Raw genomic sequence first — 26,422 nt, 5'->3', positions numbered from 1 at the left:
GCTCAGTCGGACGCGGCCAGCGCCTGAAGTTCGCGACGCAGCACCTTGCCGGTGTTGTTGCGGGGCAGCGCATCCATGATGGTGATGTCACGCGGCACCTTGTAGCCGGCCAGATTCTCCCGGACGTGCTGCTTCAGCTCGTCGGGTGACGCGGAGGCCCCGGGCGCCAGCACCACAAAGGCCACCAGCCGCTGTCCGTAGTCGGCGTCGTCGACCCCGAGCACGGCTGCTTCGGCGACCGCGCCATGTTTGATCAGCGACTGCTCGGTCTCGATCGGGTAGACGTTCTCGCCCCCGGAGACGATCATCTCGTCATCTCGGCCGACCACGAAAAGCCTTCCGGTGCTGTCGAAGTAACCCAAGTCGCCGGACGCCATGAAGCCGTCGTGGAACAACTTCGAATCACCGCCGGTGTAGCCGTCGAACTGTGAGGAGTTGCGGACGAAGATCTGCCCGGTCACGCCGTCGGGAACCTCCGCGAAATCGGCGTCCAGGATTCGGATTTGGCTTCCCGGAGCCGGACGGCCGGCCGTGTCGGGCGAGTAGCGCAGGTCTTCCGGCGTGGCCAGTGCGATCATGCCGGCTTCGGTCGCGTTGTAGTTGTTGTAGACCACGTCACCGAAGGTGTCCATGAACGCCGTCACCACGGCGGGATGCATCCGTGAACCAGAGGCCGTCGCGAACCGCAGTGACTTGCATGGGTATTGGGCTCGAACCTCGTCCGGCAACGCCATGATCCGGTCGAACATGACCGGCACGACGCACAGTCCGGCCGCGTGGTTGGACTCGACCAGCGCCAGGGTCGCTTCGGGATCGAACTTCCGTCGGGTGGCGATGGTGCAGGCCATGGTGAGTGCCAGTGCAAGCTGGGAGAACCCCCAGGCGTGGAACATCGGGGCGGCGATGACCACGGTTTCCTCGGTGTGCCAAGGGATTCGGTCGAAGATCGCCTGCAGGTCGGCGATCCCGCCTCCGCCGCGTCCGGAGCGCCGTGCGCCCTTGGGGGTGCCGGTGGTTCCGGAGGTGAGCATGACCAGCTTGCCGTTTCGGGACGTCTTGTCCGGTCGGCGTCCGGCGTTGGCATCGATCAACTCGTCTGCCGTCAGGCCGGTGACCTCAATGTCGGTCCAACTCACCACCCGGGTGCATCCCGAATCGGCAGGCACCGCCAGATCGACTGCGGCGGTGAACTCTTCGTCGTAGAAGATCAGGTCGACACCTTCACGGGCAACCACTTCGGCCAATGCCGGCCCGGCGAAACTGGTGTTGAGCAGCAGCACGTCGGCGCCGATCCGGTTGGCGGCCGCCAGTGCCTCGATGAAGCCGCGATGGTTGCGGCACATCAGCGCGATCGCCTGCGGCGTCCGTCCCGGCAGCTGTTGCAGGCCGGCGGCCAGCGCGTTGCACCGCCGGTCGAGTTCGGCGTAGGTGCAGGTGCCGTGCTCGTCGATGATCGCCGCGCGGTCACCGCACCGCCTCGCGGCCATAGCGATACCGGTAGTGGTGGTGCCGCCCTCAGCGGCCGCCGCGAGGGCGATCCGGAGGTATTTGTCCGGGCGCATGGGCGCCAACAGCCCGGCCCGGCTGAAGGTGGCCAGCATGGAGCCCACCCGGCTGAGGGTGTCGAACAGGCCCATCCCGCTCAGCCCAGGACCGGCAGACGGCGTTCGTCCGCGAGCTTGTCCAGCGCCTTCTGCATGACAGACCGCACGTGTGCGTCGACGACGTCGATGTCGGGATCCTCGCCGAACTCGGCGACGATATCGATCGGCTCGCAGACCTGCATGACGATCTTGGTCGGCAGCGGCAGGTTGACCGGCAACACTGCGGACAGGCCGAACGGGAAGCCGAACGAGATCGGCAGGATCTTGACCCGCATCAGCTTGTCCAGTCGCAGCGCCTTGGCCAGCCCGGTGCCGCGGGTCAGGTAGAACTGGCTTTCCTGCCCGCCGATCCCGACCGTCGGCACGATCGGCACACCGGCGTTGATCGCGGCGCGGATGTAGCCCTTGCGGCCGCCGAAGTCGATCTTGTTCTCTTCCAACGTCGGCCGGTAGACGTCGTAGTCGCCGCCGGGGAAGACCACCACCACGCCGCCCGAGCGCAGCGCCTCGTCGGCGTTGGCGTGGTTGGCCGGGATGAACCCGGTCTTGCGGAAGAAGTCGGCGGTGAAGCCGGTGAAGATCAGGTCGTGGCTCAGCGTGTAGACCGGCCGCTCGTAGCCGAACTTGTCATAGAAACCGGTGGCGAACACCGGGACGTCCATCGCGAACAGGCCACCGGAGTGGTTCGACACCACCAGGGCGCCGCCGTTGGGGAACGACTCCAGGCCGCGCACCTCGGCCCGGTGGTAGCCCTTGATGAACGGCCGCAACAGGCCCATGACCCGTTCGGTCAGGCTCGGGTCCCACTTCGTGATGGGCCGTGGCTGGTTGTCCGACCAGTCGTCGTCCGGTGTGTCCACCGCGGCCCCCTCAATTGAAACGTGTTCTAGTTTTGTCCATGTTACCGGCTCAGGGCCGGTGGTGGATACCATCAGCGCACTGTTGACGAGTAGTCGAGGGGAGCTCCGCATCGATCTGCAGGCGTACTTCGACCGCATCGGCTATCGCGGTGGCACCGAGCCGACGCATGAGACGCTGACCGCGCTGGTGTCCGCGCACGTCCGTCGCATCCCCTTCGAGAACCTCGACCCGTTGATGGGTGTGCCGGTGATCGACCTCAGTCCGGCGGCACTGAGCGCCAAGCTGGTGGCGAAGCGCCGCGGCGGCTACTGCTACGAGCACAACAACCTGATGCGCGAGGTGCTGTGCGCGCTCGGTTTCGCAGCCGAGCGGCTGGCCGCGCGCGTGGTGTGGATGAGTCCCGAGGGACTGGACGGGCCGCCGTCTCCCCAGACCCACCAGGCCCTGGCGGTGACGATCCCAGGGACGGGCCGCCCCTATCTCGTCGACGTGGGATTCGGCGGGCAGACGCCCACTGCGCCGATCCCGATGGTTCCCGGCGAGGTTGCGCAGACCTCCCACGAGCCGTTCCGGCTGTCCAGCCGGGGCAGCGAGGCGCAGGAATTTGTGCTGAAGACGCTGATCGGCCAACGTTGGCGGCCGCTGTACATCCTGGGACTACAGCCCCGGCCGCTGATCGACATGCAGGTCGGCAGTTGGTATGTGTCCACCTACCCCGAATCGAATTTCGTCGCAGGTCTCAGCGCTGCGCTGGTGACCGACGAAGCCCGCTGGAACCTGCGCGGTCGCAATCTCGCGATCCACGCCAGCGGCGGAACCGAGCGGATTCGGTTCGACGACGCTGCGCAGGTGTGTGTGGAGCTGACCGACCGTTTCGGCATCGATCTGACCGGTTTGGGTGATGTCGAGGCAAAAGTGGCGTCGGTGCTGGACAGCTGATGGTCAAGTTCGCGTCGGTGGGCGCTGTCGCGGTCGCAGGACTGGCCTTGGCGGGTATCGCGTCGGCCGCGCCGATGCCGGGTATCGAGGTGCTGGACGACAACAGCAGCTGCACGGCGGGCTTCGTCACCCAAAACGACGAGGGCGACTACTACCTGCTGACCAGCGGTCACTGCGACTCCCATGACGGCGCGGAGTGGACCGACGCCTTCGAGACGCCGCTCGGCCGGATCACCGCCAGTGAGAACAACGGCGAGGATCGCGACGCCGCGATCATCCGGCTCGACCCGGCCGCCGGCCGGCCCAACCCCAAAGTCGGCGGCCGTTATTCGGTGGCCGACGTGCTGAGCGCCGATCAGATTCACGTGGGGATGACGGTCTGCAAGATCGGTGCCCAGACCGGTGAAACCTGCGGTGAGGTCGCCGCCATCATCGGCAACCTGGTGGAGACCGACGTGTACAGCTCCATCGGCGACAGCGGCAGCCCCGGCTATGTGGTGAACCCGGACGGCACGGTCAGCGCGGTCGGTCTCCTGATGGGCGGACCGGTGGACGACGAGTACTCCACCGACTTCGTCCTGCTGAATCCTTTCCTTCGCCAGTGGGGTTTACACGTAGTGCGTTAGAACGTTGCGATTTTGGCGACCTGCGCTTCGTCAAGGTGCATGCTGGAACCTATGGGTCACTACAAGAGCAACGTGCGCGACCTGGAATTCAACCTGTTCGAAATGCTGGGGCTGGAGCAATGTCTGGCCGACGGCGCGTTCGGAGATCTCGACGGCGACACCGTGCGCCAGATGCTGGCCGAAGCCGCCCGGCTGGCCGAGGGCCCGGTGGCCGAGTCCTTTGCCGACAGTGATCGCCATCCGCCGGTGTTCGATCCGACCACCCACCACGTGACACTGCCCGAACCCTTCAAAGAGTCGCTGCGGGCCTGGAAGGAGGCCGAGTGGTTCCGCATCGGGCTCGACGAGGCGGTCGGCGGGGTCCCGGCGCCGGCGATGGTGGCCTGGGCGATCAACGAACTGGCACTGGGTGCCAATCCCGCGGTGTTCATCTTCATGGCCGGCCCGATCTTCGCCAACATTCTCTACGGGCTGGGCAACGAGCAGCAGCGGCACTGGGCTTCCATGGCGATCGAGCGGAACTGGGCCGCCACCATGGTGCTCACCGAGCCCGACGCCGGCTCTGACGTCGGAGCCGGCCGCACCAAAGCCATCGAGCAGCCCGACGGCACCTGGCACATCGAGGGCGTCAAGCGATTCATCACCAACGGCGACACCGACGACGTGTTCGAAAACATCATGCATATGACCCTGGCCCGCCCCGAGGGCGCCGGCCCGGGCACCAAAGGACTCAGCCTGTTTCTGGTGCCCAAGTTCCTGCCGGATCCCGAGACGGGGGAGCCGGGCGAGCGCAACGGGGTGTTCGTCACCGGGCTGGAACACAAGATGGGACTGAAGGTTTCGACCACCTGCGAACTGACCTTCGGGCAGCATGGCGTCCCGGCGACAGGATGGCTGGTCGGCGACAGCCGCAATGGCATAGCGCAGATGTTCCATGTCATCGAATACGCGCGAATGATGGTGGGAACCAAGGCGATCGCCACGCTGTCCACCGGCTACCTCAATGCGCTGGAATACGCCAAGACCCGTATTCAAGGGGCCGATCTGACCCAGATGACCGATAAGACCGCGCCGCGGGTGACGATCATCCACCACCCGGACGTGCGGCGCGCCCTGATGATGCAGAAGGTCTACGCCGAGGGGATGCGGGCGCTGTACCTCTACACCGCCGCCCATCAGAATCCGCAGGTTGCCATGCAGGTGTCGGGCGCCGACGCCGAGATGGCCGAACGCGTCAACGATCTGCTGCTTCCGATCGTCAAGGGCGTCGGTTCGGAACGGGCCTACCAGTACCTGACCGATTCACTGCAGACCTTCGGCGGCTCGGGCTTCCTGCAGGACTATCCGATCGAGCAGTACATCCGTGACGCCAAGATCGACTCCCTCTATGAGGGCACCACGGCGATTCAGGCGCAGGACTTCTTCTTCCGCAAGATCGCCCGCGACCGCGGTGTGGCGCTGGCGCACCTGGTGGCCCAGATCGAGGCGCTGCTCGACAGTGCCGACGGACATCAGGAGCTGGCCGACTCACGCAAACTGCTGGCCGCCGCGCTCGACGATGCGCGGGCGATGGTGGCCGCCATGACCGGCTACATGTTCAGCTCGCAGCAGGATGCCCGAGAGCTCTATCGGGTGGGCTTGGGTTCGGTGCGTTTCCTGCTTGCCATGGGCGATCTGGTGATCGGCTGGCTGCTGATGCGCCAGGCTGAGATCGCGTGCAAGGCGCTGGATGACGGCGCGTCCGGGGCCGATCAGCACTTCTACCAAGGAAAGGTCGCCGCGGCAAAGTTCTTTGCGGCCAACGTGTTACCTCGCCTCGGTGCGGATCGAGGCATCATCGAGAGTGCGGATCTGGCGTTGATGGATCTCGCCGAGGACGCCTTCTAGGGGCTGCGCCGCTGCCGGACTTTGTAGGTCGAGGGCCACGACACCCGGGTGTCGTCGCCCAAAAGCGGTGTTCCCTTGGTGCCGACGGTGACGCCGTAGGCCTCCTCGCCGGGGCCGACCTCACGGTTGGCGTGTTCGGTGGCCAGGTAGTACAGCTGATCGATCTCCAGGTCGACGAAGGCCACGAAGCTCGTCTTGCGGACCGCGTCCCCGAAGCCGGCGGTCATGCGATCCGACACGATGTGTGATGCGATCACCGCTGCGACCAAGACGCTGAACGGAATGACCCAGTCGCACAGGTAGATCAGCGGACGGCTGTCGTGCAGCGCGGCGTCCGGCAACGCGATCGGCGGTACGATCACCGCGGCTAACGCCGCCGTCACAGCGCCCAGCCAGATCCCTGTCACCCGCTTGACCACCGGGCCGAACAGATCGGACTGCGAGACCGCAGCCGGCAGATCCGCCTTCACGACGGCCTCCACCACCGATCTGCCCAGCGCCATGCCGGCGAGCAGCGTCGTCAACAGCCCGGCGAAGCTCAGCGCCAGCACCCAGCGCTGTGCGCCGGTGAACGCCAGCGGTAGCACGGCCAGCACGGCGAACGTCACCAGCGCCCCGATGCCCAGTGGGGACACCGGCCGGGCCCGGCTGCCGATCACCACGGTGAGCGCAACGGCCAGCGCCAGGGCGGCCGCGATCACTGATGGCGTATTTCCCACCAGCACCCAATACACCGCCCAGGGTGCAAACCACACCAGCACGCCCACGGACGGCAGTATAGGGGCTTACCGTTGCGCCAACGGCAAAGGTGAGCTGATCGAAGCGCGCTCCGGTCAGGCGTCCAGCGTGTAGCCCATCGGCATCAGCACGCTCTTCTGCTGGGTGAAGTGCTCGACGCCCTCTTTGCCGTTCTCCCGGCCGATGCCGGAGTTCTTGTAGCCGCCGAACGGGCAGCACGGGTCAAAGGCGTACCAGTTGATTCCGTAGGTCCCGGTGCGGATCTTCTTGGCGATCTCGATCCCGCGCGGCACGTCCGAGGTCCACACGCTGCCCGCCAGCCCGTACACCGAGTCGTTGGCGATCGCGACGGCGTCGTCCTCGGTGTCGTAGGCGATGATCGACAGCACCGGCCCGAAGATCTCCTCCTGGGCGATCGTCATGGAGTTGTCCACGTCGGCGAACACGGTCGGCTCGACAAAGAAGCCCTTGTCGAGTCCCTCGGGCCGGCCACCGCCGCAGACCAGCCGGGCGCCTTCCTCGATGCCCTTGGCGATGTAGCCCTCCACCCGCTCGCGCTGCTTCTCGCTGATCAGCGCGCCGATCTGGGCGCCCGGGTCGTCCGGCAGGCCGACCGGCAGGGCGGTGACGAAGTTCTTGACCGCCTCGACGATCTCCTCATAGCGCGAGCGCGGCGCCAGGATGCGGGTCTGGGCCACGCAGGCCTGCCCGGTGTTCATGATCCCGGAGAACACCAGCATGGGGATCGCCGACGCCAGGTCGACATCCTCGAGCACGATCGACGCCGACTTACCGCCGAGTTCGAGAGTGCAAGGTTTGAGCAGTTCCGCGGCGCGCTTGCCGATCTCCTTGCCGACGGCCGAGCTGCCGGTGAAGGAGAAGATGTCCACGCCCGGGTTGGAGGTCAGTGCCTGGCCGGTCTCGGCGCCACCGGGCACCACCGACAGCACGCCTTCGGGCAGGCCCGCGTCGGCAAAGGTCTGCGCCAGCAGGTTCGCGGTGAACGGTGTCTCGGCAGCGGGCTTGAGCACCACGGTGCAGCCGGCCAGCAGAGCCGGTCCCAGCTTGTTGACCGCCAGGAACAGCGGCACGTTCCAGGCCACGATCGCACCGACCACGCCGATCGGTTCGCGGCGCACGATGGACTGGCCGTAGGCGCCGGTGCGGACCTCTTCCCAGCTGACCTCGTCGACGGCCGGGCCTGCGAAGAAGTTCAGGGAGCCCAGCGAGCTCATCCAGTGCATCGTCTCGACCCCCAGCGGAGGCTGGCCGGTCTCGGCGCCCAGCAGCGAGGTGAACTGGTCCTTGCGCTCTTCCATCAGCTTGATCGCAGCGGCGATCACCGCGGCCCGCTCCGCCGGCGGGGTCGACGGCCACGGGCCGGAGTCGAACGCGGTGCGGGCGGCGGCGACCGCCGCATCCACGTCGTTCTTGGTCGCCAGCGGCACCTTGCCGACATACTCGCCGGTGGCCGGGCTGTGAACTTCGATCACCCGATCGGTGGCCGGGGCGGTCCACTTGCCGCCGATGAAGAGGGTGTCGTATTCGGTGATGCTGGAGTCGGTCATGGGCGCCACCCTACCTAGCCGGCGGGCTGAGTAGAACACGTTGCAGTCATTCCGCTATCTCGGCTGCAGCACCAGCACCAGATTGCTCACCCCGAACTCGCGGATGCCCGGCACTTTCGTCAACGACCACGCCCATCGCGGGTGATAACGGGGGAAAGCCGCGACCAGGGCGCCGGTGTGGCGGGCCCAGTCCAGCCCCTCGGCGGCGGACACCGCGAACAATGACGAGCCGTAGTTGTTCTTCGGCGGGTGGCCGTGCCGGCGGGTGTAGCGCGCCGCGGCGCGCTGCCCGCCCAGATAGTGCGTCAGACCCATCTCGTGCCCGCCGAACGGGCCCAGCCAGACCGTGTAGGACAGCACCGCCAGCCCGCCGGGCCGGGTGACCCGCAGCATCTCGTTGCCGAGCTGCCACGGCCGCGGCACGTGCTCGGCGACGTTGGACGACAGGCAGATGTCCACGCTGGCATCGGCGAATGGCAGCGCCATTCCCGAGGCCCGCACGAAACTGCCGGGGGAAGTCGCCGACCCGGCCGCATGCATGGCGTGCACTTCGGCGGGGTCGGGTTCCACACCGATGTAGCGCAGTCCGGCGTCGGCGAACGCGGTGGCGAAGAAGCCGGGCCCGCCGCCGACGTCCAGCACGGTCTTGTCGGCCGGATCGTCCCCGCCCAGCCCCCGCCACAACTCGGTGACCATCGCGACGGTGTCGTCGGCCAGCGCGCCGTAGAACCGGGCCGGCGCGGTCTGTTCGTAGCGGAACTGCGACAGCAGGCGCACCGCACGAGCCAGCGTCGCGCGTCGCGCGAACAGGTCGGTGGCAGCCACCGCGCCAGCCTAGAACCCGTCCCGGATACAGGCGGGCGCACGATGGGGCCGAACGTGCCGCGGCATCAGTCTCGACGGGGCGGCAAACCAGCCGACTACGCTGGTCGGCGTGTCTGCTGTGCGCTCGGTCCTGCTGCTGTGTTGGCGTGACACCGGGCACCCACAGGGCGGGGGCAGCGAGACCTACCTGCAGCGCATAGGAGCGGAGCTGGCCGCCGCCGGCGTGGCGGTGACCCTGCGCACCGCCCGCTATCCGGGCGCGCCCAAACATGAGGTCGTCGACGGCGTGCGGATCAGCCGGCGCGGGGGCCCCTACACGGTGTACCTGTGGGCGCTGGCCGTGATGGCCGCGGCGCGTATCGGTCTCGGTCCGCTGCGCGGAGTGCGGCCCGACGCCGTGATCGACACCCAGAACGGGCTGCCGTTTCTGGCCCGGCTGATCTACGGACGGCGGGTCGCGGTGCTGGTGCACCACTGCCACCGCGAGCAGTGGCCGGTGGCCGGGCCGGTGTTGAGCCGGATCGGCTGGATGGTGGAGTCGAGGTTGTCGCCCTGGCTGAACCGGCGCAACCAATACCTGACCGTGTCGTTGCCCTCGGTGCGCGACCTGATCGAGCTGGGGGTGGACCCGGAGCGCATCGCGGTGGTGCGCAACGGCCTGGATGAGGCGCCGCCGGCAACACTGACTCACCCTCGCTCGCCGACGCCGCGGGTGGTGGTGCTGTCGCGCCTGGTGCCGCATAAGCAGATCGAAGACGCGCTGGACGCGGTCGCGTCGCTGCGTGCCCGGGTGCCGGATCTGCACCTCGATGTCATCGGCGGCGGCTGGTGGGGTGACCGGCTGGTGCAGCACGCCGCGGAGCTGGGGATCACCGACGCGGTCACCTTCCACGGCCACGTCGATGAGGTCACCAAACACGAACTCGTGCAACAGGCGTGGGTGCATGTGTTGCCGTCCCGCAAAGAGGGCTGGGGACTGGCCGTCATCGAGGCGGGCCAGCACGGTGTCCCCACCGTCGGCTACCGGGCCTCCGGCGGGTTGTGCGACTCGATCGTCGACGGGGTCACCGGGATGTTGGTCGATGACCGCGACGAGTTGGTCGAACAACTGCGGCGACTGCTGGCGGACCCGGTGCTGCGTGAGCAGCTCGGCGCCAAGGCGCAGGACCGCAGCGCCGAATTCTCCTGGCGACAAAGCGCCGAGGGGCTGCACACCGTGCTGACGGCGGTCCGGGAACGGCGCCTTGTCAGCGGCGTGGTCTGAGTTTCGCGCTCCCTCAGCAGTACGCGGCCACGGTTGGAGCTGCCCGCCGCCCGCCGAGCCGGAATTACGCTGCACGACACGCGGTGAGTGCGTCGCGAGATTCCGGCTCGGCGGACAGCGGGCCGGTGTCGGTGTCCTGCCGGATTGCGGACTGCTTCATACTGGCCGAAGGGGCTGCGCACACATGTGGAGGTGCACCGGATGACCGACGACCGAGCTCCTGTGCTGCTCTACGACGGTGTCTGCGGAATCTGCAATCGGTCCGTGCAGAGCATTCTCCGGTTCGACCGGCACGGCACCCTGCGGTTCGCGGCGCTGGAAAGCGACTTCGCTCAGGCCGTCATCGAGCGCCATCCCGAGCTGCGGGACATCGACTCGATGGTCTTCGTGGAGAACCCCGGCCGGTCTGATGAGCGCATCGACGTCCGGTCGGCGGCGGCGCTGCGGGTGCTGAGCTATCTGGGCGGGCCCTTCCGGCTGCTGCTGGCGGCCCGCATCATCCCGGCGGGACTGCGTGACTGGCTCTACGACCGCTTCGCCGCCGTGCGCTACCGGTGGTTCGGCCGGTACGACACCTGCCCCATCCCGGGGCCCGACGTGCGTGCCCGCTTCCTGGATGCCTAGGTGCCCGTTCGGGCTTTTGTAGTCGACACGTTCACGGCGGTCAGGTTCCGGGGGAGCCCCACCGCCGTGGTGCTGCTGGACGCGCTGTCCGACACCTCGTGGATGCAGGCGGTGGCAGCAGAGTTCAATTGCCCGGCAACAGCATTCATCGGGCCGGCTCAGGCGGAAGCCGGTCCGAGAGCCCTGCGGTGGTTCAGCCCGGTGGCCGAATTGGCGTTGTGCGGCTCAGGCACCCTGGCCAGCGCTCACGTCCTGGGCGGGGATCAGTCTTTTCAAGCCGGCGACCGGTTGCTGTCCTGCACGACTGGCTCTGATCGTGCGATCAGCATGGAGTTTCCGGCGGACCCGGTGCGCGGAGACGCGCCGACAGCGGCGTTGGTGGCGGGCTTGCCGGGAGTGAGCATCCGTTCGGTGTGGCGGGGAAGCATGGACGTGGTCGTGGAAGCCAGATCTGCTGCCGAAGTCCGTGCGCTGGAGCCGGACATGGCGTCGCTAATGAAGGTCGACGCCCGCGCTGTCGTGATCACGGCCGTTGGTGACGGCGACGCCGACATCGTGAGCCGGGTATTTGCGCCTCGCTTCGGGCTGCCTGAGGATCCGGTGACTGGCTCCGCGCACTGCACGCTTGCCGCGGTGTGGGGCGAGCGTCTTGGGGTCCACGAATTCTCCGCTGAGCAGGCCTCACCGCGGGGCGGGCAGTTGCGGGTCCGCCCTGATGGCGACCGTGTCCTCTTGATCGGTCACGCCGTGACCGTCTTTCGCGGGGAACTTGGCTAGCGCACGCGCCGTCGCAGTGACTCGGCGGCCATGCCTCCCGCGCCCACCACCAGCATCGCCAGCCACACCAGGTGGGCGGCCAGCGCGGCCCGGCGCGTTCCGGCCGACGTCTTCGGCGCGCGGCCGCCGACCCGGTAGAGGGTCAGGTCGGAATCCTGGTAGACGACGGGAAGGCGGGTCAGAGTTTTTTCCGCAGAACCGATTTCGCCACTCTCATCGGATTCCCTGACGACCCAGCCCACGCCTTCGACTCCGAGCACGGCCGGCTCAGCCCCGGCCAACAGCGCCTCCTGCACCGCGCGGGCGTGGCTGCCCTCGCCGGGCACGATCAGCACGCCAACGGTCAGGTCACCGGTCATGAGCACCTCCGCGCGCACCCACCGCGGCAGCGGATCGAGCACCGGGGCCGGCCCCGCCCATTCGAAGCGGCGCAGGGTGTCGGCCGGCAGTACGGCCACCGGCCGCGGATCGGCATTGATCCTGGCCGCGACCTCCCCCCAGCCTGCCGGGTAGTGCACCGGAACGAGACGTCCGGCCACTCCGACGGCCAAGTCGGGCAGGACCACGATCAGCGCGACGCAGCACACCAGCGCCGCGCGCGCCGGTGGCAACCGGTCCCGCAGCCTCAGGACCGCTCCCGCCCCGGCCAGCAGGTAGCCCGGCACCGCCAGCGCCACCCACTTCTGGCCGTCGCGCAGCACTCCCAGCCCCGGTGCGAAGTCCGTCGCCCAGCGCAGCAGCGAGATCCCGGTCCCGGTGGCCAGCAGCGTGAACACCAGCACCGTCGCGCCCGCAAGGATCAACAGCGGACGCACCGCGGGAAGGTGGCGCACCGACGACCAGCCCAGGCCCAGCACCCCGAGGAACACCGCCGTGGCCAGGAGCGCGAAAGCCGTCTGCCGCGAACCGGGCACCGCGTCGGCGTTCCAGATCCCGCCGAGCCCCGCGAGGCTGCCCAGGGTGCCCAGCCCGGGCTCGGCGCGGGCCGCGAATGCCGCCACCCCGGACGACTCGCCCTGCGCCGACGCCGTGCCCACCACCACCGCCACCAGCCACGGCAGCGCGGCGGTGACCGCGATCGCCATCGCGCTGGCCGCGCACCACCACCGCGGCGGCCCAGAACCCGGTGCCGCCGTACATACCAGCGCCACCACTGCCGCCAACAGCAGCCCGGTGGGGGTCAGGCCGGCCAGTGCCAGAAAGAACACCAGGCCGAACAGTCCGGTTGCGCCGGCGCGCAGCCCCAGCATCGCCGCGGCCACCCACGGCAGGCAGCCGTAGCCGACCAGCAGGCTCCAATGGCCCTGCAACAGCCGCTCGGCCACATAGGGATTCCAGATCGCCACGGTGATCGCCACCAACTGCCCGGGCAGCCCCGCCTCCGGCAGGACTATCGCCACCAGCCGTGCTGCGCCGCATCCGGCCAGCCACAGCCCCAGGAACAGCAGCGCCTTGACCACGGTCCCGCCGTCGATCAGATGCGACGCGATGGCCACCGCGAAATCTTGGGGCAGTGCCCGGGGTGATGCTTCGCCGAGTCCCAGGGCCGTGTCACTGAGGTAGGACCGCGGCGTCGAGACCGCGTCTCGCAACAGCAGATAACCCGGGCGCAGCAGGGGCGCCAGGATGAGCAGCGTCAACCCGAGTGCATAGCACGGCGCGATCCAGCGCCTGGCTCGCACCACCGCGCGGTTACGGCTGGTTGGGTGCCGCACCGCCGCGGTCCGGTGCGCCCGACTCCGGTGGCGTCACCGGGCGATCCAGCTGAGGTCGTTGCGCCGGCAGCTTCTCGGTCTCGGCCTCTGCTCCGGACGGGCGGTCGGCTGCGGGCGCCTTGGGCACGAAACCACCGAAGAAGCCACTGTCGGAGCCGAGCTCGGACCGGCCCAGCGCGGCCTCGGCGGGCAGGCTGAACCAACCGACCAGGACACCACCGATCAAACAGATCAACCCGGTCGCGGTGAAGCTGATCGGCAGAATCCGCGACCACAGCGCCACCCGGTCACGTTCGTTGCGGGCCGCGTTGACCTGCGACTCGATGGTCTCCTCGGAGCTGGTGACCGTGTAGTCGGCCAACGCGATCTCCGGCTTGAGCGCATCCCGCGCGTAGTAGTGGTTGGCGTGCACCTTCGACTTGACGATGGTGCCCGAGACGGGGTCGACCCACATCGTGCGTTGCGCGGCGTAGTACCGCGTCATCGTGATTTCCTCGTCGGGGTCGGCGTCTTCGATGTCCCACAGGCGCGCGGGCGCGGTGATCTCACCGTCTTCGTCGTGGCCGTACAGCGACGGGTAGCGCACCGGCTCCGCCAGGCGGCCCTCGCCGTCGTAGCCGACGTTCTGGACGAACCGGTAGGTGGTCAGCCCGTTGACGTCGTCCTCGCCCTCGTAGTTGGCCTCGTAGGCCTTCTGCGCGATCGGGTCGAAGTACCGGTAGGACTGCTTCTTGGTGTCGAACGGGAACCGGTAGGACAGTCCCTCGTGCGGCAGCGCAATGTTGGTGGGCGGGCTCTCGTCGTCAAAGTTGCGCGGCCGCTGCACCGAGCCACCCGGGTGGGTGTCATCAGAAACCGCCTCGGCGGTGGTGCGGTTCAGCGTCACGGTGTCGACGATGGCCAGCAGCAGCCCGGTGTCCTTCTGCCGGTCCGCGCGCCGCAGCGACGAGCCGACCTGCAGGGTCACCACGTCGGCGTTGGCGGGCGATTCGACCCCGACCTGTTGCTGGGACACCAGCGGCACGTCCTGGTCGACGACGGCGTGCTCGCTGCCGAGGGACTCCGGGTCCAGGGCGGCGCCGCTGCCGTTGCCGATCAGCGTCACGTCGAGGTCGAGCGGGATCTTGGCGATTTTGCCCGCGGTATAAGTGGACAGCAACAGTGCCGCGACCATCAGGGCGGCGCCGAGGCCCATGACTGCGCATGCCGCGATACGCATCATGATTGCTCGGTTCACGTCGCCGCATCCTCCTTTTGTGACCCCGTACCCAAATTTGTTTGACCCTAACAGCAACAGGTGCAGCAGCTACTGTGTGTCCATCGATGCCGCGGTAGGAAATCAGATGAGTCAGCAGGTGGGTGGCGTGCGCAGCTTCCTGCCTGCCGTCGAGGGTATGCGTGCCTGCGCGGCCATCGGGGTGGTGATCACGCACGTCGCCTTTCAGACCGGGCACTCCTCGGGGATCAGCGGCCGGCTGTGGGGCCGGTTCGACATGGCCGTCGCGGTGTTCTTCGCGCTGAGCGGATTCCTGTTGTGGCGGGGTCACGCAGCTGCCGCACGCGGGCTGCGTCCGGCGCCGCCGACCGGGCACTATCTGCGGTCGCGCCTGGTGCGGATCATGCCGGCCTACCTGGTGTCGGTGGTGGTGATCCTGGCGCTGCTGCCCGACGCCGGGGGCGCCAGCCTGGTGGTCTGGCTGGCCAATCTCACGATGACGCAGATCTATGTGCCGCTGACTCTGACCCCGGGCCTGACCCAGATGTGGAGCCTGGCCGTGGAGGTCAGCTTCTACATCGCCCTGCCGCTGTTGGCGCTGGCGGCGCGGCGGCTGCCGGTGCGCGCCCGCATACCGGCGATCGCGGGCGTCGCGCTGCTCAGCCTGGGCTGGGGGTATCTGCCCATCCACACCCCCTACGGGGTGAATCCGCTGAACTGGGCGCCGGCCTACGGCTGCTGGTTCGGTGCGGGCATGTTGCTGGCGGAGTGGGCCTACAGCCCGGCTGGGTGGGTGCATCGGCTGGCCCGTCGGCGGCTGCCGATGGCGCTGCTGACACTGGTGGCATTCGTCGTGGCGGCGTCACCGCTGGCCGGGCCGGAGGGGCTGACCTCAGCCACCGTGGAGCAGTTCATCGTGCGCACCGCGATGGGCGGCGTGTTGGCGTGGGCGTTGTTGGCGCCGCTGGTGCTGGATCGGCCCGACACCCCGCACCGATTCCTGGCCAGCGCGCCGATGGTGACGCTGGGCCGCTGGTCGTACGGGATCTTCATCTGGCATCTGGCAGCCCTCGACATGGTGTTTCCCGTCATCGGCCGATTCGCGTTCACCGGAGACATGGCCGTGGTGCTGGCACTGACGCTGGTGTTCACCGTCGCCATCGCCGCGGTCAGCTATGCCCTGGTGGAACAGCCGTGCCGGGAGAAGTTACGGGGCTGGGAAACGCGGCATCGCCGGCCCGATGGCGCTCAGGCGGCCTTGCCGGACGGGGTGTATTCGGCGGAGTCGCTGGTGAACTCTGGTGTGCCGTAGGCCTTCAGCCGCCGCTTGAGCAGCCGGAGCACGTAGGCCCGGGTCAGCCGGCGCAGGCCCGGGGTCCGCACGGCGCGTTGAACCACCAGCATGCGGCCCGCCACGAAGGGAGCCGTCAGCGCGACCCGCGCATAGTCGCCCGCCGTGAGCGTGACGCTCATCTTCTTGGCCACGTCAAGCTTTCCGCCGCAGAAGTTCTTGACGAAGAACATCTTGCTGTAGCTCTTCTCGACCGCATCGGCGATGCGCTCACGCCAGGTGTCCTCCTGGCGCAGGTAGGCCGCCATGGTCGAGCGGACCAACTCCCCACAGGTGGAGTCGTCGAAGTCGTCGCGCAGCAGCGCGGCGCGGGCGCTGAACACCCGGATGATCTCCTCGGGTGTGGTCGGCAGCAGCTCCTCGGGGAGGCCGAGCAGCACGCAGCGGTAGCGGGTGAACTCCACCTGAGCGCGCTCGCTCGGGGTGAACTCGGTGCGCCCGTGGCGCCGGGCATCCATCGCCAGCACGTAGAGGTTGATCATCCCGGCCGGCATCTGGTCGAGCTGCGGAATCGGCAGACCGTAGACGCCGATGTCCCACTTCGGGGAACGCTTGAGCGCGTTGAAGCGGACCATCGAGTGCATCAGCCGCACCATGGCCGCTGCCTCGAAGCCGGGGCCGTAGCGGTCCAGTGCGCCGGGCAGCGTGGTGACAGTGAAGAAACTGGTGGTCTCGTTGACCCGCGCGGCGGCACGCTTGCCCGACAGCGCCCCGGTCAGGGCCATCGGCAGCGCGGCGTAGGTGTTGAGGAAGGTTGCGATGAAGGCCCCGCGGACGACGAACGGCGCCAACAGCGCCATCGGGACTCGGGAGTGCTCTGCGCCCTTACGGACCAGATCCATATCCAGCCAGTCCGGGGTCTCCTCCATGTCGGCGATGAACGCGGCCAACTCCGGCGGCGCGTCGGGCACCGAGTCGATTCCGTGCCGGCATGCCTGTTTGAGCATGCTGATCAGGGTGCTGACGCTGTATTGGCCCATCAATGCGGCGTAGGAGTCCGACACCACGTCGCCCAGCCAGGTGGCCGTCGTGATCAGCTCGACGGCGGCATCGTCGGCCAGCAGCTTGGCCCGGGTGGCCGGCTTTCCGGGCAGCGACGAGACGTCGTCGGGGGCCAACGCCGTGCGGTAGGGCTGCACATCGAAGTCCAGGTCGCCGTAGAGCTCCGGCAACAACTCGGCCTGACGGCGGACACGCTGGTACAGGTCGGGGTAGTGCGTGGGCATCCGAGACCTCCGAAATAAATAACCGATTGTCCGCACAATGGCACAAACTCATGTAATTGTGTCACGATAACACGTGGGAAAACCCGCCGGCAGACTCGACGGCCACCTCACGTCGGCCCAGCTACCGCGCAGGATGGCAGGAGGAACGACATGGCCAGCCCGGCATCCGTCCAGCTCGGCGGCCCCGTGACCGGCACTGCGGCAGCCATCCTCGACGCCGCTCGCGTGGAGTTCGCCCGGCATGCCTTTCGCCGGGCGAACATCGATGCGGTGGCCCAGCGCGCGGGCGTGAGCCGCCGCACGCTGTACCGGCACTTCCCCACCAAGGAAGCACTGTTCGAGCAGCTCGTGGAGATCGACACGCAGGCCCTGTTCGTCGAGCTCGGCGACGCCGCCCGGGCGCAGGATGCCCGCGGCGCGATCGTGGAATGCTTCACCCTGGCCATTCGCCGCATCACCGAGAGCCCGTTGGCCACCGCGGTCATTCAGAGCGAGCCGGAACTGCTCATCGGCGTCAACACACCCAGTGGGGAGAAGGCACTGATACGCGCCAGCCATCTGGTCGCCGCGACGCTGCGGCTCTGTGGCGTCACCATGCCCGACGAGGCGGTCCTGACCACCGCGGAAATTTTGGTGCGCCTGGTCGCGTCCCTGCTCACCAACCGGGCAGGGGTCCTCGATATCAATGACCCGGTCGCCGTCCGCGACTACGCCCAGACCTACCTGGCCCGTCTGGTTTGGTAGCGGCGCGTCAGCGCACTACGCCAGTTGCCCCGACGGGGTGTAATCGTTGACGTCACTGGTGAATTCGGGCTTGCCATAGGTGGTCAGCCGGCGCTTGATGAGCCGCACCAGGTAGTCGTCGGTGATCTGACTCAGTGCCGGGATCCGGCTGGCGCGCTGCACCACCGCCACCCGCCCCATGATGAACGGTGCTGTCAGGCCGATCCGCAGATAGTCGGCCAGCCCGATCGAGACGCCCTTCGTCTTGGCGACCGCGCGGTCGCCGTGACAGAAAGCCTTCGTGAAAGCGGCCTTGCTGTAGCTCTTCTCGACGGCATCGGCGATGCGTTCCCATCGGGTGTCGACGGGCCGCAGGTAGGCGGCCATGGTCGAGCGCACCAACTCCCCGCAGGTGGCGTCGTCGAAATCCTCGCGCAGCAGCGCTGCGCGGGCGTGGATGAGGTGGATGATCTCGCCAGGGGTGGTCGGCAGGAGTTCCTCGGGCAGACCGAGCAGAAACGCCCGGTATCGGGTGAATTCGACGACGGCGCGCTCGGTGGCGTTGAATTCGGTACGCCCCTTGCGCTCGACGTCGGTGGCCAGCAGATACAGGTTGATCATGCCGGCCGGCAACTGATCGATCTGGGGCACCGGGACGCCGTAGACGGCGGGGTCCCATTTCTCGGAGCGCTTGAGCGCGTTGTAGCGAACCATCGAATGCATCAGGCGCACCATGGCGGCGGCTTCGAAACCCGGCCCATAGCGGTCCAGTGCCCCGGGCAGCGTGGTGACGGCGAAGAAGCTCGCGGTCTCGTTGACCCGCCGCGCCGAGCGGCGGCCGGACAAGGCGCCGGTCAATGCCATCGGCAGCGCTGAGTAGGTGTTGAGGAAGGTGGCGATGAACGCCCCCCGGGTGACGAACGGCGCTATCAACGCTGCCGGAATGCGCGAGTGTCGGGCGCCCTCACGCACCAGGTCCATGTCGAGCCACGGCGGCGTCGCCTCCATGTCGGCGATGAATGCCACCAGTTCGGGCGGTGCGTCGGCTACCGCCCCGATGCCCTCGCGGCAGGCCGACCGGAGCATGTCGATCAAAGCGGTGACGCTGTATTCGGACATCAGTGCCGCATAGGGGTCGGCCACCACGTCGCCGAGCAGGGTTGCGGTGCAGACCAATTCGACGGCCCGCTCGTCGGTCAGATAGGGAGCGCGATCGGCGACCCACTCCGGCAGGGATGAGACGTCAGCTGGATCGGTGGTGGTGCGGAAGGGCTGAGTGTCGAAGTCGATGTCGCCGTAGAGGCCCGGCTGCAGCTCACGCTGACTGTGGACACGGCGCGCAAGCTCGGGGTAGTGCGTGGGCATCAAGCCTCCCGGTAACTGACATCTTGTAAGTTACACGGGTAGCAGACGGTTAATTATGCTGTCAACTATGGCTTTGGCGCAGTCGCGGCGACGGATGACGGCGGAGGCCAGGCGTCGCCAGATCCTCGATGTCACCCACGCGATCGTGGATGCGGAGGGATTTCATGCCGCCACTCCGAACCGGATAGCCCGTGAGGCAGGGATCAATCGATCGCTGCTCTATCAGCAGTTCGGTGACCCCACCCGCCTCTTCGTCGCACTGATCGACCGGGAAGCCGCGCGGGCCGGTGCCCAATTCGCTGAGGCCATCGCGGCCGAACCGGGCGAGGAAAGTGACCTGGTCAGCAGATTCGACAGCGTGGTCCGCGCCGCCGACGCCTTCCCGGCGACCTGGCGGCTGTTCTTGTTCCCCCCGCAGGGCGCGCCGCCACAACTGCATGAGCGCCTGGCGCAGGCGCAGGAAGTCGTGCGTACCTACCTGACGGGCGAATTGCTGCGCATCTATCCCGACCTGCCCGACCCGGACTACACCGCCCGCATGCTGCAGGCGGCCGCTCGGGAACTCCTGCAGTTGCGCCTCAGCGATCCCGCTGCCGCCACCCGCGAGCGGTTGCACGCGTTGGTCCGGTCGTTGGCGCTACGCGTTGCGGTGCCGGCGCGATGAAGCCCGTGCGGCCTCAGTAGCCACCGGAGTGCTCAAAGATCTTGCGGGGGTTGTCGACCAGCATGGTGCGCAACTGCTCCTCGGTGACGCCGCGCCGGCGTAGCGCCGGAATCACATCATTGTGGATGTGCAGATAGTGCCAGTTCGGCGCGACCACCGAGCTCAGGTCGCCCGGCAGCGCATCGAAATAGCAGTTGGCGTCGTGGGAGAGCACCATCTTGTCGGCGTGGCCGCGCTCGCACATGGCTGCGACCGTGTTCACCCGATCCTCGAACGGCAGGAACAGGTCGATGCCGAAGCGGTCCATGCCCAGATACGATCCCGCCGCGATCAGTTCCTCCAGATAGCCCAGATCGGTGCTGTCCCCGGAGTGCCCGATCACCACCCGGGACAGGTCGACGCCCTCCTCTTCGAAGATGCGCTGCTGCTCCAGGCCGCGGCGGGTGCCGGCGTGTGTATGGGTGGAGATCGGGACGCCGGTGCGCCGATGGGCGTTGGCCACCGCGCGCAGCACCCGCTCGACGCCGGGAGTCACGCCCGGTTCATCGGTGGCGCACTTGAGGATTCCCGCCCTGATCCCGGTGTCGGCGATCCCGGACTCGATGTCACGGACGAACATGTCGGCCATGAGCTCGGGTCCGTCGAGCATGGTGCCGGGTCCGCGGAACTCGTAGAAGAACGGTAGGTCGTTGTAGGTGTAGATGCCGGTGGCCACCACGATGTTCAGGTCGGTCCCGGCGGCAACCCGGGCGATTCGCGGGATGTAGCGGCCCAATCCGATCACGGTCAGATCGACGATGGTGTCGACTCCAGCGGCCTTCAATTCGTTCAGTCGGGCGATCGCGTCGGCTACCCGCGCGTCCTCGTCGCCCCAGGCGTCCGGATAGTTCTGGGCGATCTCGGTGGACATGATGAACACGTGCTCGTGCATCAGGGTGACGCCAAGGTCGGCGGTATCGATGGACCCGCGCGCAGTGGGGCATGGCGGCATGCCTCGATGTTAGGGAGATCGGCGCGGCGGTCGGCTGACTTCGCCGAGAATGCCTAGTGGTGCTCCAGCAGATTGTCGCGGATCCGGGCATAGGAGTGGGTGAACAGTTGCACCTCGCGCGGACTGAGTGAGTCGAACAGGCCGGCCCGCACCGCCCGCACGTGACCGGGCGCTGCCGCACGCAGCTTGGCCATGCCCGAGTCGGTGAGTTCGGCGTATTGGCCGCGTTTGTCTTCCTCGCACTTGACCTGGTGGACCCAACCGGCGTCGGTCAACCGTTTGACCGCCCGGGAGACTCCGCTGCGGGTCGTCACGGTGATGTCGGCCAGCTCGTTCATCCGCAGGCGGCCGTCCGGGGCCTCGGACAACAGCGCCAGGATTTCGAAGTCGGACAGGCTCAGCCCCGAGTCGCTGATCAATTGCCGGTCCAGGGCGCGTAGCAGCAGGCGGGTGCTGTCGAGGTAGCCCCGCCACATCCGCTGCTCCTCCTCGTTGAGCCACTGCGTCTCCATAACACCCAAATATAGTTGACGAAACCACAAACATCCAGGCGAATACCCGCATCAAACAGCCAACACGCACGGGAATGAATACAACACCTAGTTGCGTTAGCAACTATCAGCTAGAGTGGCCATCAACCAACGAGGAGGCCTGGCGTGACGAACACCGGTATGCAGTTCGGCATCTTCACCGTCGGCGATGTGACCGTCGACCCGACCACCGGCCGCGCACCCACCGAAGCGGAGCGGATCCGGGCGACCGTGGCGATCGCCAAGAAGGCCGAGGAAGTCGGTCTGGACGTCTTCGCCACCGGCGAGCACCACAACCCGCCATTCGTGCCGTCATCGCCGACCACCCTGCTGGGCTACATCGCGGCGCAGACCGAGCGCATCCAGCTGACCACCGCCACCACGTTGATCACCACCAACGACCCGGTGAAGATCGCCGAGGACTACAGCGTGCTGCAGCACCTCGCCGACGGCCGGGTGGACCTGATGCTGGGACGCGGCAACACCGGACCGGTGTACCCCTGGTTCGGCAAGGACATCCGGGCCGCGCTGCCGCTGACGGTGGAGAATTACCAGTTGCTGCGGCGACTGTGGCGCGAGGAGGTCGTCGACTTCACCGGCGAGTACCGCACCCCGCTGCACGGATTCACCCTGGCGCCGCGTCCGTTGGACGGCGTTCCCCCGTTCGTCTGGCACGGGTCCATCCGCACCCCCGAAATCGCCGAGCTGGCAGCGCATTTCGGTGACGGCTTCTTCGCCAACCACATCTTCTGGCCCGCGTCGCACACCAAGCGGATGGTGCAGCTCTACCGCCGGCGCTTCGAGCACTACGGCCACGGCGGCGCCGACCAGGCGATCGTCGGTTTGGGCGGACAGGTGTTCCTGCGACCCAACAGCCAGGATGCGGTCAACGAGTTCCGGCCCTATTTCGACAACGCCCCGGTCTACGGTCACGGACCCAGCTTGGAGGAGTTCAGTGCGCAGACCCCGCTGACGGTCGGCTCGCCGCAACAGGTGATCGACAAGACCCTGAGCTTCCGGGACTACGTCGGCGACTACCAGCGCCAGTTGTTCTTGGTCGACCACGCGGGTCTGCCGTTGAAGACGGTGCTCGAACAGCTCGATCTGCTGGGTGGGCACGTGATCCCGGTGCTGCGCAAGGAGTTCGCCATCGGGCGGCCCGCGCACGTTCCCGGTGCCCCGACGCACGAGTCCCTCCTCGCCGCGGCGCGGCATTCCGAGATCCAGGAGGCGTCATGACGTTGATCGTGATCAGCGGCGGCCTGCGTGAGCCGTCGTCCACCCGGCTGTTGGCCGATCGGCTCGGGGCCGCGGTTCGAGCTGAGCTCGGCGCGCACGACATCGACGTCGACGTAGAGGTCATTGAGTTGCGTCACCTGGCCCGGGTGATCGTCGACGCGATGCTGACCGGGTTCGCCGCACCGGAACTGGAGGCGGTGTTCGACGCCGTCGCGGGCAGCCAGGGCGTGATCGCGGTGACGCCGACGTTCAACGCGACCTTCAGCGGGCTGTTCAAGTCGTTCTTCGACGTGTTGCCCGAACAGACCCTGGCGGGCACGCCGGTGTTGATCGCGGCGACCGGTGGTACCCAACGCCACTCGCTGATGCTCGACCACGCCCTGCGCCCGATGTTCAACTACCTGCACGCCCAGGTATCGCCCAGCGGGGTGTTCGCCGCCACCGCGGACTTCGGCGCGGGCGGTTCCGACTCAGGCCTGACCGAGCGGATCACCCAGGCGGCCAGGGATTTTGCCCGACAGTTGCGGGCGAGTGGCCCAGGGCCGCACCGAGACCAGCTCGACGACGAACTGACCGAAATCCAGGGCCTGCTGTCCGGCGCGCACTGACTGACACCACACAACAACCAAAGGAGACAAGGCAATGACGAAGTTGGCGGTTATCTACTACTCGGCCACCGGGCACGGCACCAAGATGGCCGAACGCGTGGCCCGGGCGGGCGAGGCAGCGGGTGCCGAGGTCCGCCTGCGCCACATCGAGGAGACACGTGACCCGCAGACCTTCGCACACAACCCGGCGTGGAGCACCAACTACGCGGCAACCAAGGACCTGCCCGCGGCCACCGGCGACGACATCGTCTGGGCGGATGCCGTTATCTTCGGGTCACCGACCCGATTCGGTTCCCCCGCAGCGCAGTTCCGAAACTTCCTGGACGGGCTGGGCGGGCTGTGGGCCAAGGGTGAACTCGCCGACAAGGTCTATGCCGGCTTCACGTCGAGCCAGACCGCCCACGGCGGGCAGGAGGCCACGCTGCTGAATCTCTACGTTTCCCTGATGCATTTCGGTGGCATCCTGGTCCCGCCCGGCTACACCGACCCGATCAAGTTCGCCGACGGCAACCCCTACGGCGTCGGGCATGTCACCGGACCGAACAACCAGAACGAGTTGGACGAGGCCACGCTGGCCGCACTGGACCACCTGGCCACGCGGGTGGTGGGCGTCGCCGACAGACTCGCGGCGTCCTGATCTGTTCGAGTCAGGCCACCCACACGGTCTTGAGGTTGCAGAACTCCCGGATGCCGTGGGCGGAGAGTTCCCTGCCGTAGCCGGAACGCTTGATCCCGCCGAACGGCAGTTCCGGGTACGACACCGTCATCCCGTTGATAAAGACCTGGCCGGCCTCGATCTCGTCGACGCACCGCCTGATCTCGGCTTCGTCGCGGGTCCAGGCATTGGACCCCAGTCCGAACGGGCTGGCGTTGGCGATCCCGATCGCCTCGTCGATGTCGGCGGCGCGGTACACCGATGCCACCGGGCCGAACACCTCCTCGGTGAAGATCGGCATGTCACGGCTGATGTCGGTGATCACTGTGGGCGGATAGAACCAGCCCGGCCGGTCGAGTCGCTTACCGCCACAGCGGATCACCGCGCCGCCGGCTGCTGCGGCATCGACCTGCTGCGCGACCTCGTCGCGGCCCGACTCGGTGGCCAGCGGTCCGACGTCGGTGTCCGGGTCGGTCGGGTCGCCGACCCGCAGCGCGGACATCTGACTGACGAACTGGGTGACGAAGTCGTCGTAGATGTCAGTGTGGACGATGAATCGCTTTGCCGCGATGCATGATTGACCATTGTTCTGCACCCGTGCGGTAACCGCCGTGCGCACGGCGGCTTCCAGATCGGCCGAGGGCATGACAATGAACGGGTCGCTGCCGCCCAGTTCCAGCACGGTATGTTTGACCTCGTCGCCGGCAACCGCGGCGACGGAACGGCCGGCCGGTTCGCTGCCGGTCAGCGTTGCCGCCGCCACCCGAGGGTCGCGCAGCACCCGCTCGACAGCGCTCGAGGAGATCAGCAGGGTCTGGAAGCAGGCATCGGGGAAACCGCCACGCGCCAACAGGTCGGCGAGATACAACGCGGTCTGAGGCACATTCGAGGCATGTTTGAGCAGGCCCACGTTGCCGGCCATCAGCGCTGGGGCGGCAAATCGCACCGCTTGCCACAGCGGGAAGTTCCACGGCATCACCGCCAGCACCACGCCGAGCGGCTGGTAGCGGGCAAACGCCTTGGACGCGTTGACCTTCGACGCGTCGGCGACCTCGTCGGCCAAAAACTCCGCGCTGTGGTCGGCGTAGTAGCGGAAACCCTTGACGCACTTGAGCGCCTCGGCCTTGGCTGAGGCCAACGTCTTGCCCATCTCAAGGGTCATCAGTGCGGCGACCTCGTCGGCTTCGGCCTCCAGCAGATCAGCGGCGGCGTGCATCCATTGGGCGCGCTGAGCGAAGCTGGTGCGACGGTATTCGACGAAGCGATCCGCCGCGCGCGCGATGGCGGCGTCGACTTCGGCGTCGCTGGCGGCGGTGAACGTCTTGACCGTTTCGCCGGTGGCCGGGTTGGTCGTGGCTATCGGTGTTGCGGGCACGCGGGCCTCCTTCGGGGCACTGCGGTGTGGCTGCAATGTGAGACTGCAGGTCCAGCCTGCCACTATTGGACCGCGTAGGCTCGCCACGAGCCGGCGTCAGTACACCGATACGGGAGTTGCCCGATGCGTTTCAACCCACCGCCCAACTGGCCTCCTGCGCCACCTGGCTGGGCACCGGATGCCAACTGGGCACCGGATCCGACGTGGCCGCCCCCGCCCCCCGGCTGGCCGCTGTGGGTGGAGGACGACGCTGCCGGCGGTTACCCCCCTCAAGGTGCGCCGTGGCCCGCCCCCGGTCCCCAGCCCAGGTCACGGAAGGTGTTGTGGCTGTCGCTGGCGGGGGCGGCGCTGGTGGTCGCGGTGGTAGCCGGTCTGGTTCTGGGCCTGGGCGGCCGACTCACCGCCGAGGACAAGCCGTCGCGCAAACCTGACATCACCGAACTCACGTCGGACATGCTGGTGGAGCGGTCGTCCTTCCCGGACCCGTCCGGCGGGAAGTGGATCAGCGGGCTGAACAGCGCCGGTGAGGACCCCTCGGACACGCCGAATATGACCGTCGACCCGCCCGAGTGTGCTGACTTCTACTCCAGCCCCACCTCCGCCACGCAGACCGCGACGGCGACGCTGGCCAAGTTGGAGCCCGGCGGCCTGCACACGATGCGGGTGCGGTTGGCGCTGACGCCGGACCACCCGAATCTCAAGCGGTTCGTGGAGAAGTGCCAGACGTTCAAGCAGACCATCGAGCAGGGCGGGCGTTCGGTGACCACCGACATCGAGATGAACCCGCTAGAGGTGGACGGCGTGCCACCGTGGGCAGTCGCCACGGTGATCACCAGCGCCAACAAGTCCGCCATCCGGTTGCCGATCTCGATCACCGCCTCCACCATCTCCGGCTACTACCGGGGGGTGCTTGTGGTGGTGACCAGCAACGACGTCGGGTTGGGTATGGAAAGCGACGGATCCGTGGACGCCGCGCACGCCGAGGATCTGGTGAAGCTGTTCAACACGCAGATCGAGAAGCTCGAAGCCGCGGAGTAGCCGCAGCCGGACG

Annotated in this window: 25 protein-coding genes; 13 read left to right on the top strand and 12 right to left on the bottom strand. The window is 67.6% G+C overall.

The features are described from left to right. Nucleotides 1–2: 2 nt before the first annotated feature. Nucleotides 3–1,637, bottom strand: a complete 1,635-nt coding sequence (gene fadD12 / locus AWC18_RS13250; protein WP_085139024.1) for an acyl-CoA ligase FadD12 — start codon at nt 1,635–1,637, stop codon at nt 3–5. 5 nt (nt 1,638–1,642) lie between these two features. Continuing rightward, nucleotides 1,643–2,383, bottom strand: a complete 741-nt coding sequence (locus AWC18_RS13245; RefSeq protein ID WP_234784545.1) for a 1-acyl-sn-glycerol-3-phosphate acyltransferase — start codon at nt 2,381–2,383, stop codon at nt 1,643–1,645. 163 nt (nt 2,384–2,546) lie between these two features. Between AWC18_RS13245 and AWC18_RS13240 the strand changes: the two genes are divergently transcribed. From AWC18_RS13240 to AWC18_RS13230, 3 genes are read left to right on the top strand one after another with little or no spacing between them, the layout of a single operon-like run. Beyond that, nucleotides 2,547–3,404, top strand: coding sequence for an arylamine N-acetyltransferase family protein (locus AWC18_RS13240; protein WP_234806522.1), 858 nt, complete (start codon nt 2,547–2,549; stop codon nt 3,402–3,404). Next, nucleotides 3,404–4,030 carry a S1 family peptidase gene (locus AWC18_RS13235; protein ID WP_085139022.1) on the top strand — a complete coding sequence of 209 codons (627 nt, stop codon included), beginning with the start codon at nt 3,404–3,406 and terminating at the stop codon, nt 4,028–4,030. Before AWC18_RS13240 ends, AWC18_RS13235 begins: the two co-directional genes overlap by 1 nt. Before the next feature lie 51 nt (nt 4,031–4,081). After that, on the top strand, nt 4,082–5,917 hold the full coding sequence (locus AWC18_RS13230; protein WP_085139021.1) for an acyl-CoA dehydrogenase: 1,836 nt from the start codon (nt 4,082–4,084) through the stop codon (nt 5,915–5,917). Here the strand turns inward: AWC18_RS13230 and AWC18_RS13225 are convergent. The 3 genes from AWC18_RS13225 to AWC18_RS13215 form a co-directional block, all read right to left on the bottom strand. Next, nucleotides 5,914–6,684: a hypothetical protein gene (locus AWC18_RS13225; protein ID WP_064999207.1), complete on the bottom strand. Its 771-nt coding sequence runs from the start codon at nt 6,682–6,684 to the stop codon at nt 5,914–5,916. The two genes, AWC18_RS13230 and AWC18_RS13225, sit on opposite strands and share 4 nt — an antisense overlap. Before the next feature lie 66 nt (nt 6,685–6,750). After that, nucleotides 6,751–8,223: an aldehyde dehydrogenase gene (locus AWC18_RS13220; RefSeq protein ID WP_085139020.1), complete on the bottom strand. Its 1,473-nt coding sequence runs from the start codon at nt 8,221–8,223 to the stop codon at nt 6,751–6,753. Nucleotides 8,224–8,277: 54 nt separating this feature from the next. Then, nucleotides 8,278–9,048 (bottom strand): class I SAM-dependent methyltransferase, encoded by a 771-nt coding sequence (locus AWC18_RS13215; protein WP_085139019.1) that lies wholly within the window; start codon nt 9,046–9,048, stop codon nt 8,278–8,280. Nucleotides 9,049–9,157: 109 nt separating this feature from the next. On the opposite strand from AWC18_RS13215, the gene AWC18_RS13210 reads away from it, so the two are divergent. The 3 genes from AWC18_RS13210 (at nt 9,158) to AWC18_RS13200 (ending at nt 11,713) form a co-directional block, all read left to right on the top strand. Further along, nucleotides 9,158–10,312 (top strand): glycosyltransferase family 4 protein, encoded by a 1,155-nt coding sequence (locus AWC18_RS13210; protein WP_085139018.1) that lies wholly within the window; start codon nt 9,158–9,160, stop codon nt 10,310–10,312. Nucleotides 10,313–10,513: 201 nt separating this feature from the next. Further along, nucleotides 10,514–10,936, top strand: a complete 423-nt coding sequence (locus AWC18_RS13205) for a thiol-disulfide oxidoreductase DCC family protein (protein WP_064997439.1) — start codon at nt 10,514–10,516, stop codon at nt 10,934–10,936. After that, complete coding sequence (locus AWC18_RS13200) at nt 10,937–11,713, top strand: PhzF family protein (RefSeq protein ID WP_085139017.1); 777 nt, start codon at nt 10,937–10,939, stop codon at nt 11,711–11,713. On the opposite strand, the gene AWC18_RS13195 is transcribed toward AWC18_RS13200, so the two are convergent. Next, nucleotides 11,710–13,398, bottom strand: a complete 1,689-nt coding sequence (locus tag AWC18_RS13195) for an MmpA family trehalose lipid delivery protein (protein ID WP_085139093.1) — start codon at nt 13,396–13,398, stop codon at nt 11,710–11,712. The genes AWC18_RS13200 and AWC18_RS13195 overlap by 4 nt on opposite strands. 7 nt (nt 13,399–13,405) lie before the next feature. Further along, complete coding sequence (gene pgfA / locus AWC18_RS13190; RefSeq protein WP_085139016.1) at nt 13,406–14,665, bottom strand: cell envelope lipid trafficking protein PgfA; 1,260 nt, start codon at nt 14,663–14,665, stop codon at nt 13,406–13,408. A 106-nt stretch (nt 14,666–14,771) separates the two neighbouring features. Between pgfA and AWC18_RS13185 the strand changes: the two genes are divergently transcribed. Next, nucleotides 14,772–15,956, top strand: a complete 1,185-nt coding sequence (locus AWC18_RS13185; RefSeq protein WP_085139015.1) for an acyltransferase family protein — start codon at nt 14,772–14,774, stop codon at nt 15,954–15,956. Here the strand turns inward: AWC18_RS13185 and AWC18_RS13180 are convergent. Further along, nucleotides 15,893–17,221, bottom strand: a complete 1,329-nt coding sequence (locus AWC18_RS13180; protein WP_085139014.1) for an oxygenase MpaB family protein — start codon at nt 17,219–17,221, stop codon at nt 15,893–15,895. The genes AWC18_RS13185 and AWC18_RS13180 overlap by 64 nt on opposite strands. Before the next feature lie 150 nt (nt 17,222–17,371). Between AWC18_RS13180 and AWC18_RS13175 the strand changes: the two genes are divergently transcribed. After that, a complete protein-coding gene (locus AWC18_RS13175; protein ID WP_064997421.1) occupies nt 17,372–17,965 on the top strand; it encodes a TetR/AcrR family transcriptional regulator in 594 nt (197 codons plus the stop codon). A 15-nt stretch (nt 17,966–17,980) separates the two neighbouring features. Here the strand turns inward: AWC18_RS13175 and AWC18_RS13170 are convergent, their stop codons facing one another. Beyond that, nucleotides 17,981–19,309: an oxygenase MpaB family protein gene (locus AWC18_RS13170; protein ID WP_064997420.1), complete on the bottom strand. Its 1,329-nt coding sequence runs from the start codon at nt 19,307–19,309 to the stop codon at nt 17,981–17,983. 94 nt (nt 19,310–19,403) lie between these two features. Between AWC18_RS13170 and AWC18_RS13165 the strand changes: the two genes are divergently transcribed. Beyond that, nucleotides 19,404–19,973 (top strand): TetR/AcrR family transcriptional regulator, encoded by a 570-nt coding sequence (locus AWC18_RS13165; RefSeq protein WP_064997419.1) that lies wholly within the window; start codon nt 19,404–19,406, stop codon nt 19,971–19,973. Nucleotides 19,974–19,986: 13 nt separating this feature from the next. Here the strand turns inward: AWC18_RS13165 and AWC18_RS13160 are convergent, their stop codons facing one another. Together AWC18_RS13160 and AWC18_RS13155 are read right to left on the bottom strand one after the other, a co-directional pair. Then, nucleotides 19,987–20,964 carry a phosphotriesterase family protein gene (locus tag AWC18_RS13160; RefSeq protein ID WP_064997418.1) on the bottom strand — a complete coding sequence of 326 codons (978 nt, stop codon included), beginning with the start codon at nt 20,962–20,964 and terminating at the stop codon, nt 19,987–19,989. Between the two features lie 53 nt (nt 20,965–21,017). Further along, complete coding sequence (locus tag AWC18_RS13155) at nt 21,018–21,476, bottom strand: MarR family winged helix-turn-helix transcriptional regulator (RefSeq protein ID WP_064997417.1); 459 nt, start codon at nt 21,474–21,476, stop codon at nt 21,018–21,020. A gap of 159 nt (nt 21,477–21,635) precedes the next feature. Between AWC18_RS13155 and AWC18_RS13150 the strand changes: the two genes are divergently transcribed. Genes AWC18_RS13150 through wrbA form a run of 3 tightly spaced genes read left to right on the top strand, consistent with a single transcriptional unit; the run spans nt 21,636 to nt 23,978 of the window. Then, nucleotides 21,636–22,733 (top strand): LLM class flavin-dependent oxidoreductase, encoded by a 1,098-nt coding sequence (locus AWC18_RS13150; RefSeq protein WP_085139092.1) that lies wholly within the window; start codon nt 21,636–21,638, stop codon nt 22,731–22,733. Then, nucleotides 22,730–23,341 carry an FMN reductase gene (locus tag AWC18_RS13145; RefSeq protein ID WP_064997416.1) on the top strand — a complete coding sequence of 204 codons (612 nt, stop codon included), beginning with the start codon at nt 22,730–22,732 and terminating at the stop codon, nt 23,339–23,341. The genes AWC18_RS13150 and AWC18_RS13145 overlap by 4 nt, the downstream gene beginning before the upstream one ends. Nucleotides 23,342–23,375: 34 nt before the next feature. Further along, nucleotides 23,376–23,978, top strand: coding sequence for an NAD(P)H:quinone oxidoreductase (wrbA, locus tag AWC18_RS13140; protein WP_085139013.1), 603 nt, complete (start codon nt 23,376–23,378; stop codon nt 23,976–23,978). Between the two features lie 10 nt (nt 23,979–23,988). Here wrbA and AWC18_RS13135 read toward each other — a convergent pair whose 3' ends face one another. Continuing rightward, nucleotides 23,989–25,371, bottom strand: coding sequence for an NADP-dependent succinic semialdehyde dehydrogenase (locus tag AWC18_RS13135; RefSeq protein WP_085139012.1), 1,383 nt, complete (start codon nt 25,369–25,371; stop codon nt 23,989–23,991). Nucleotides 25,372–25,689: 318 nt separating this feature from the next. Between AWC18_RS13135 and AWC18_RS13130 the strand changes: the two genes are divergently transcribed. Continuing rightward, nucleotides 25,690–26,409 (top strand): DUF5642 family protein, encoded by a 720-nt coding sequence (locus AWC18_RS13130; RefSeq protein ID WP_234806520.1) that lies wholly within the window; start codon nt 25,690–25,692, stop codon nt 26,407–26,409. The last annotated feature ends 13 nt before the right edge of the window (nt 26,410–26,422 follow it).

Source organism: Mycolicibacter nonchromogenicus (assembly GCF_002101775.1).
GTDB classification, from domain to species: Bacteria; Actinomycetota; Actinomycetes; order Mycobacteriales; family Mycobacteriaceae; genus Mycobacterium; species Mycobacterium nonchromogenicum.
Note: the sequence above shows the minus strand (reverse complement) of the source record. Positions and strands in the feature narration are given on the sequence as shown.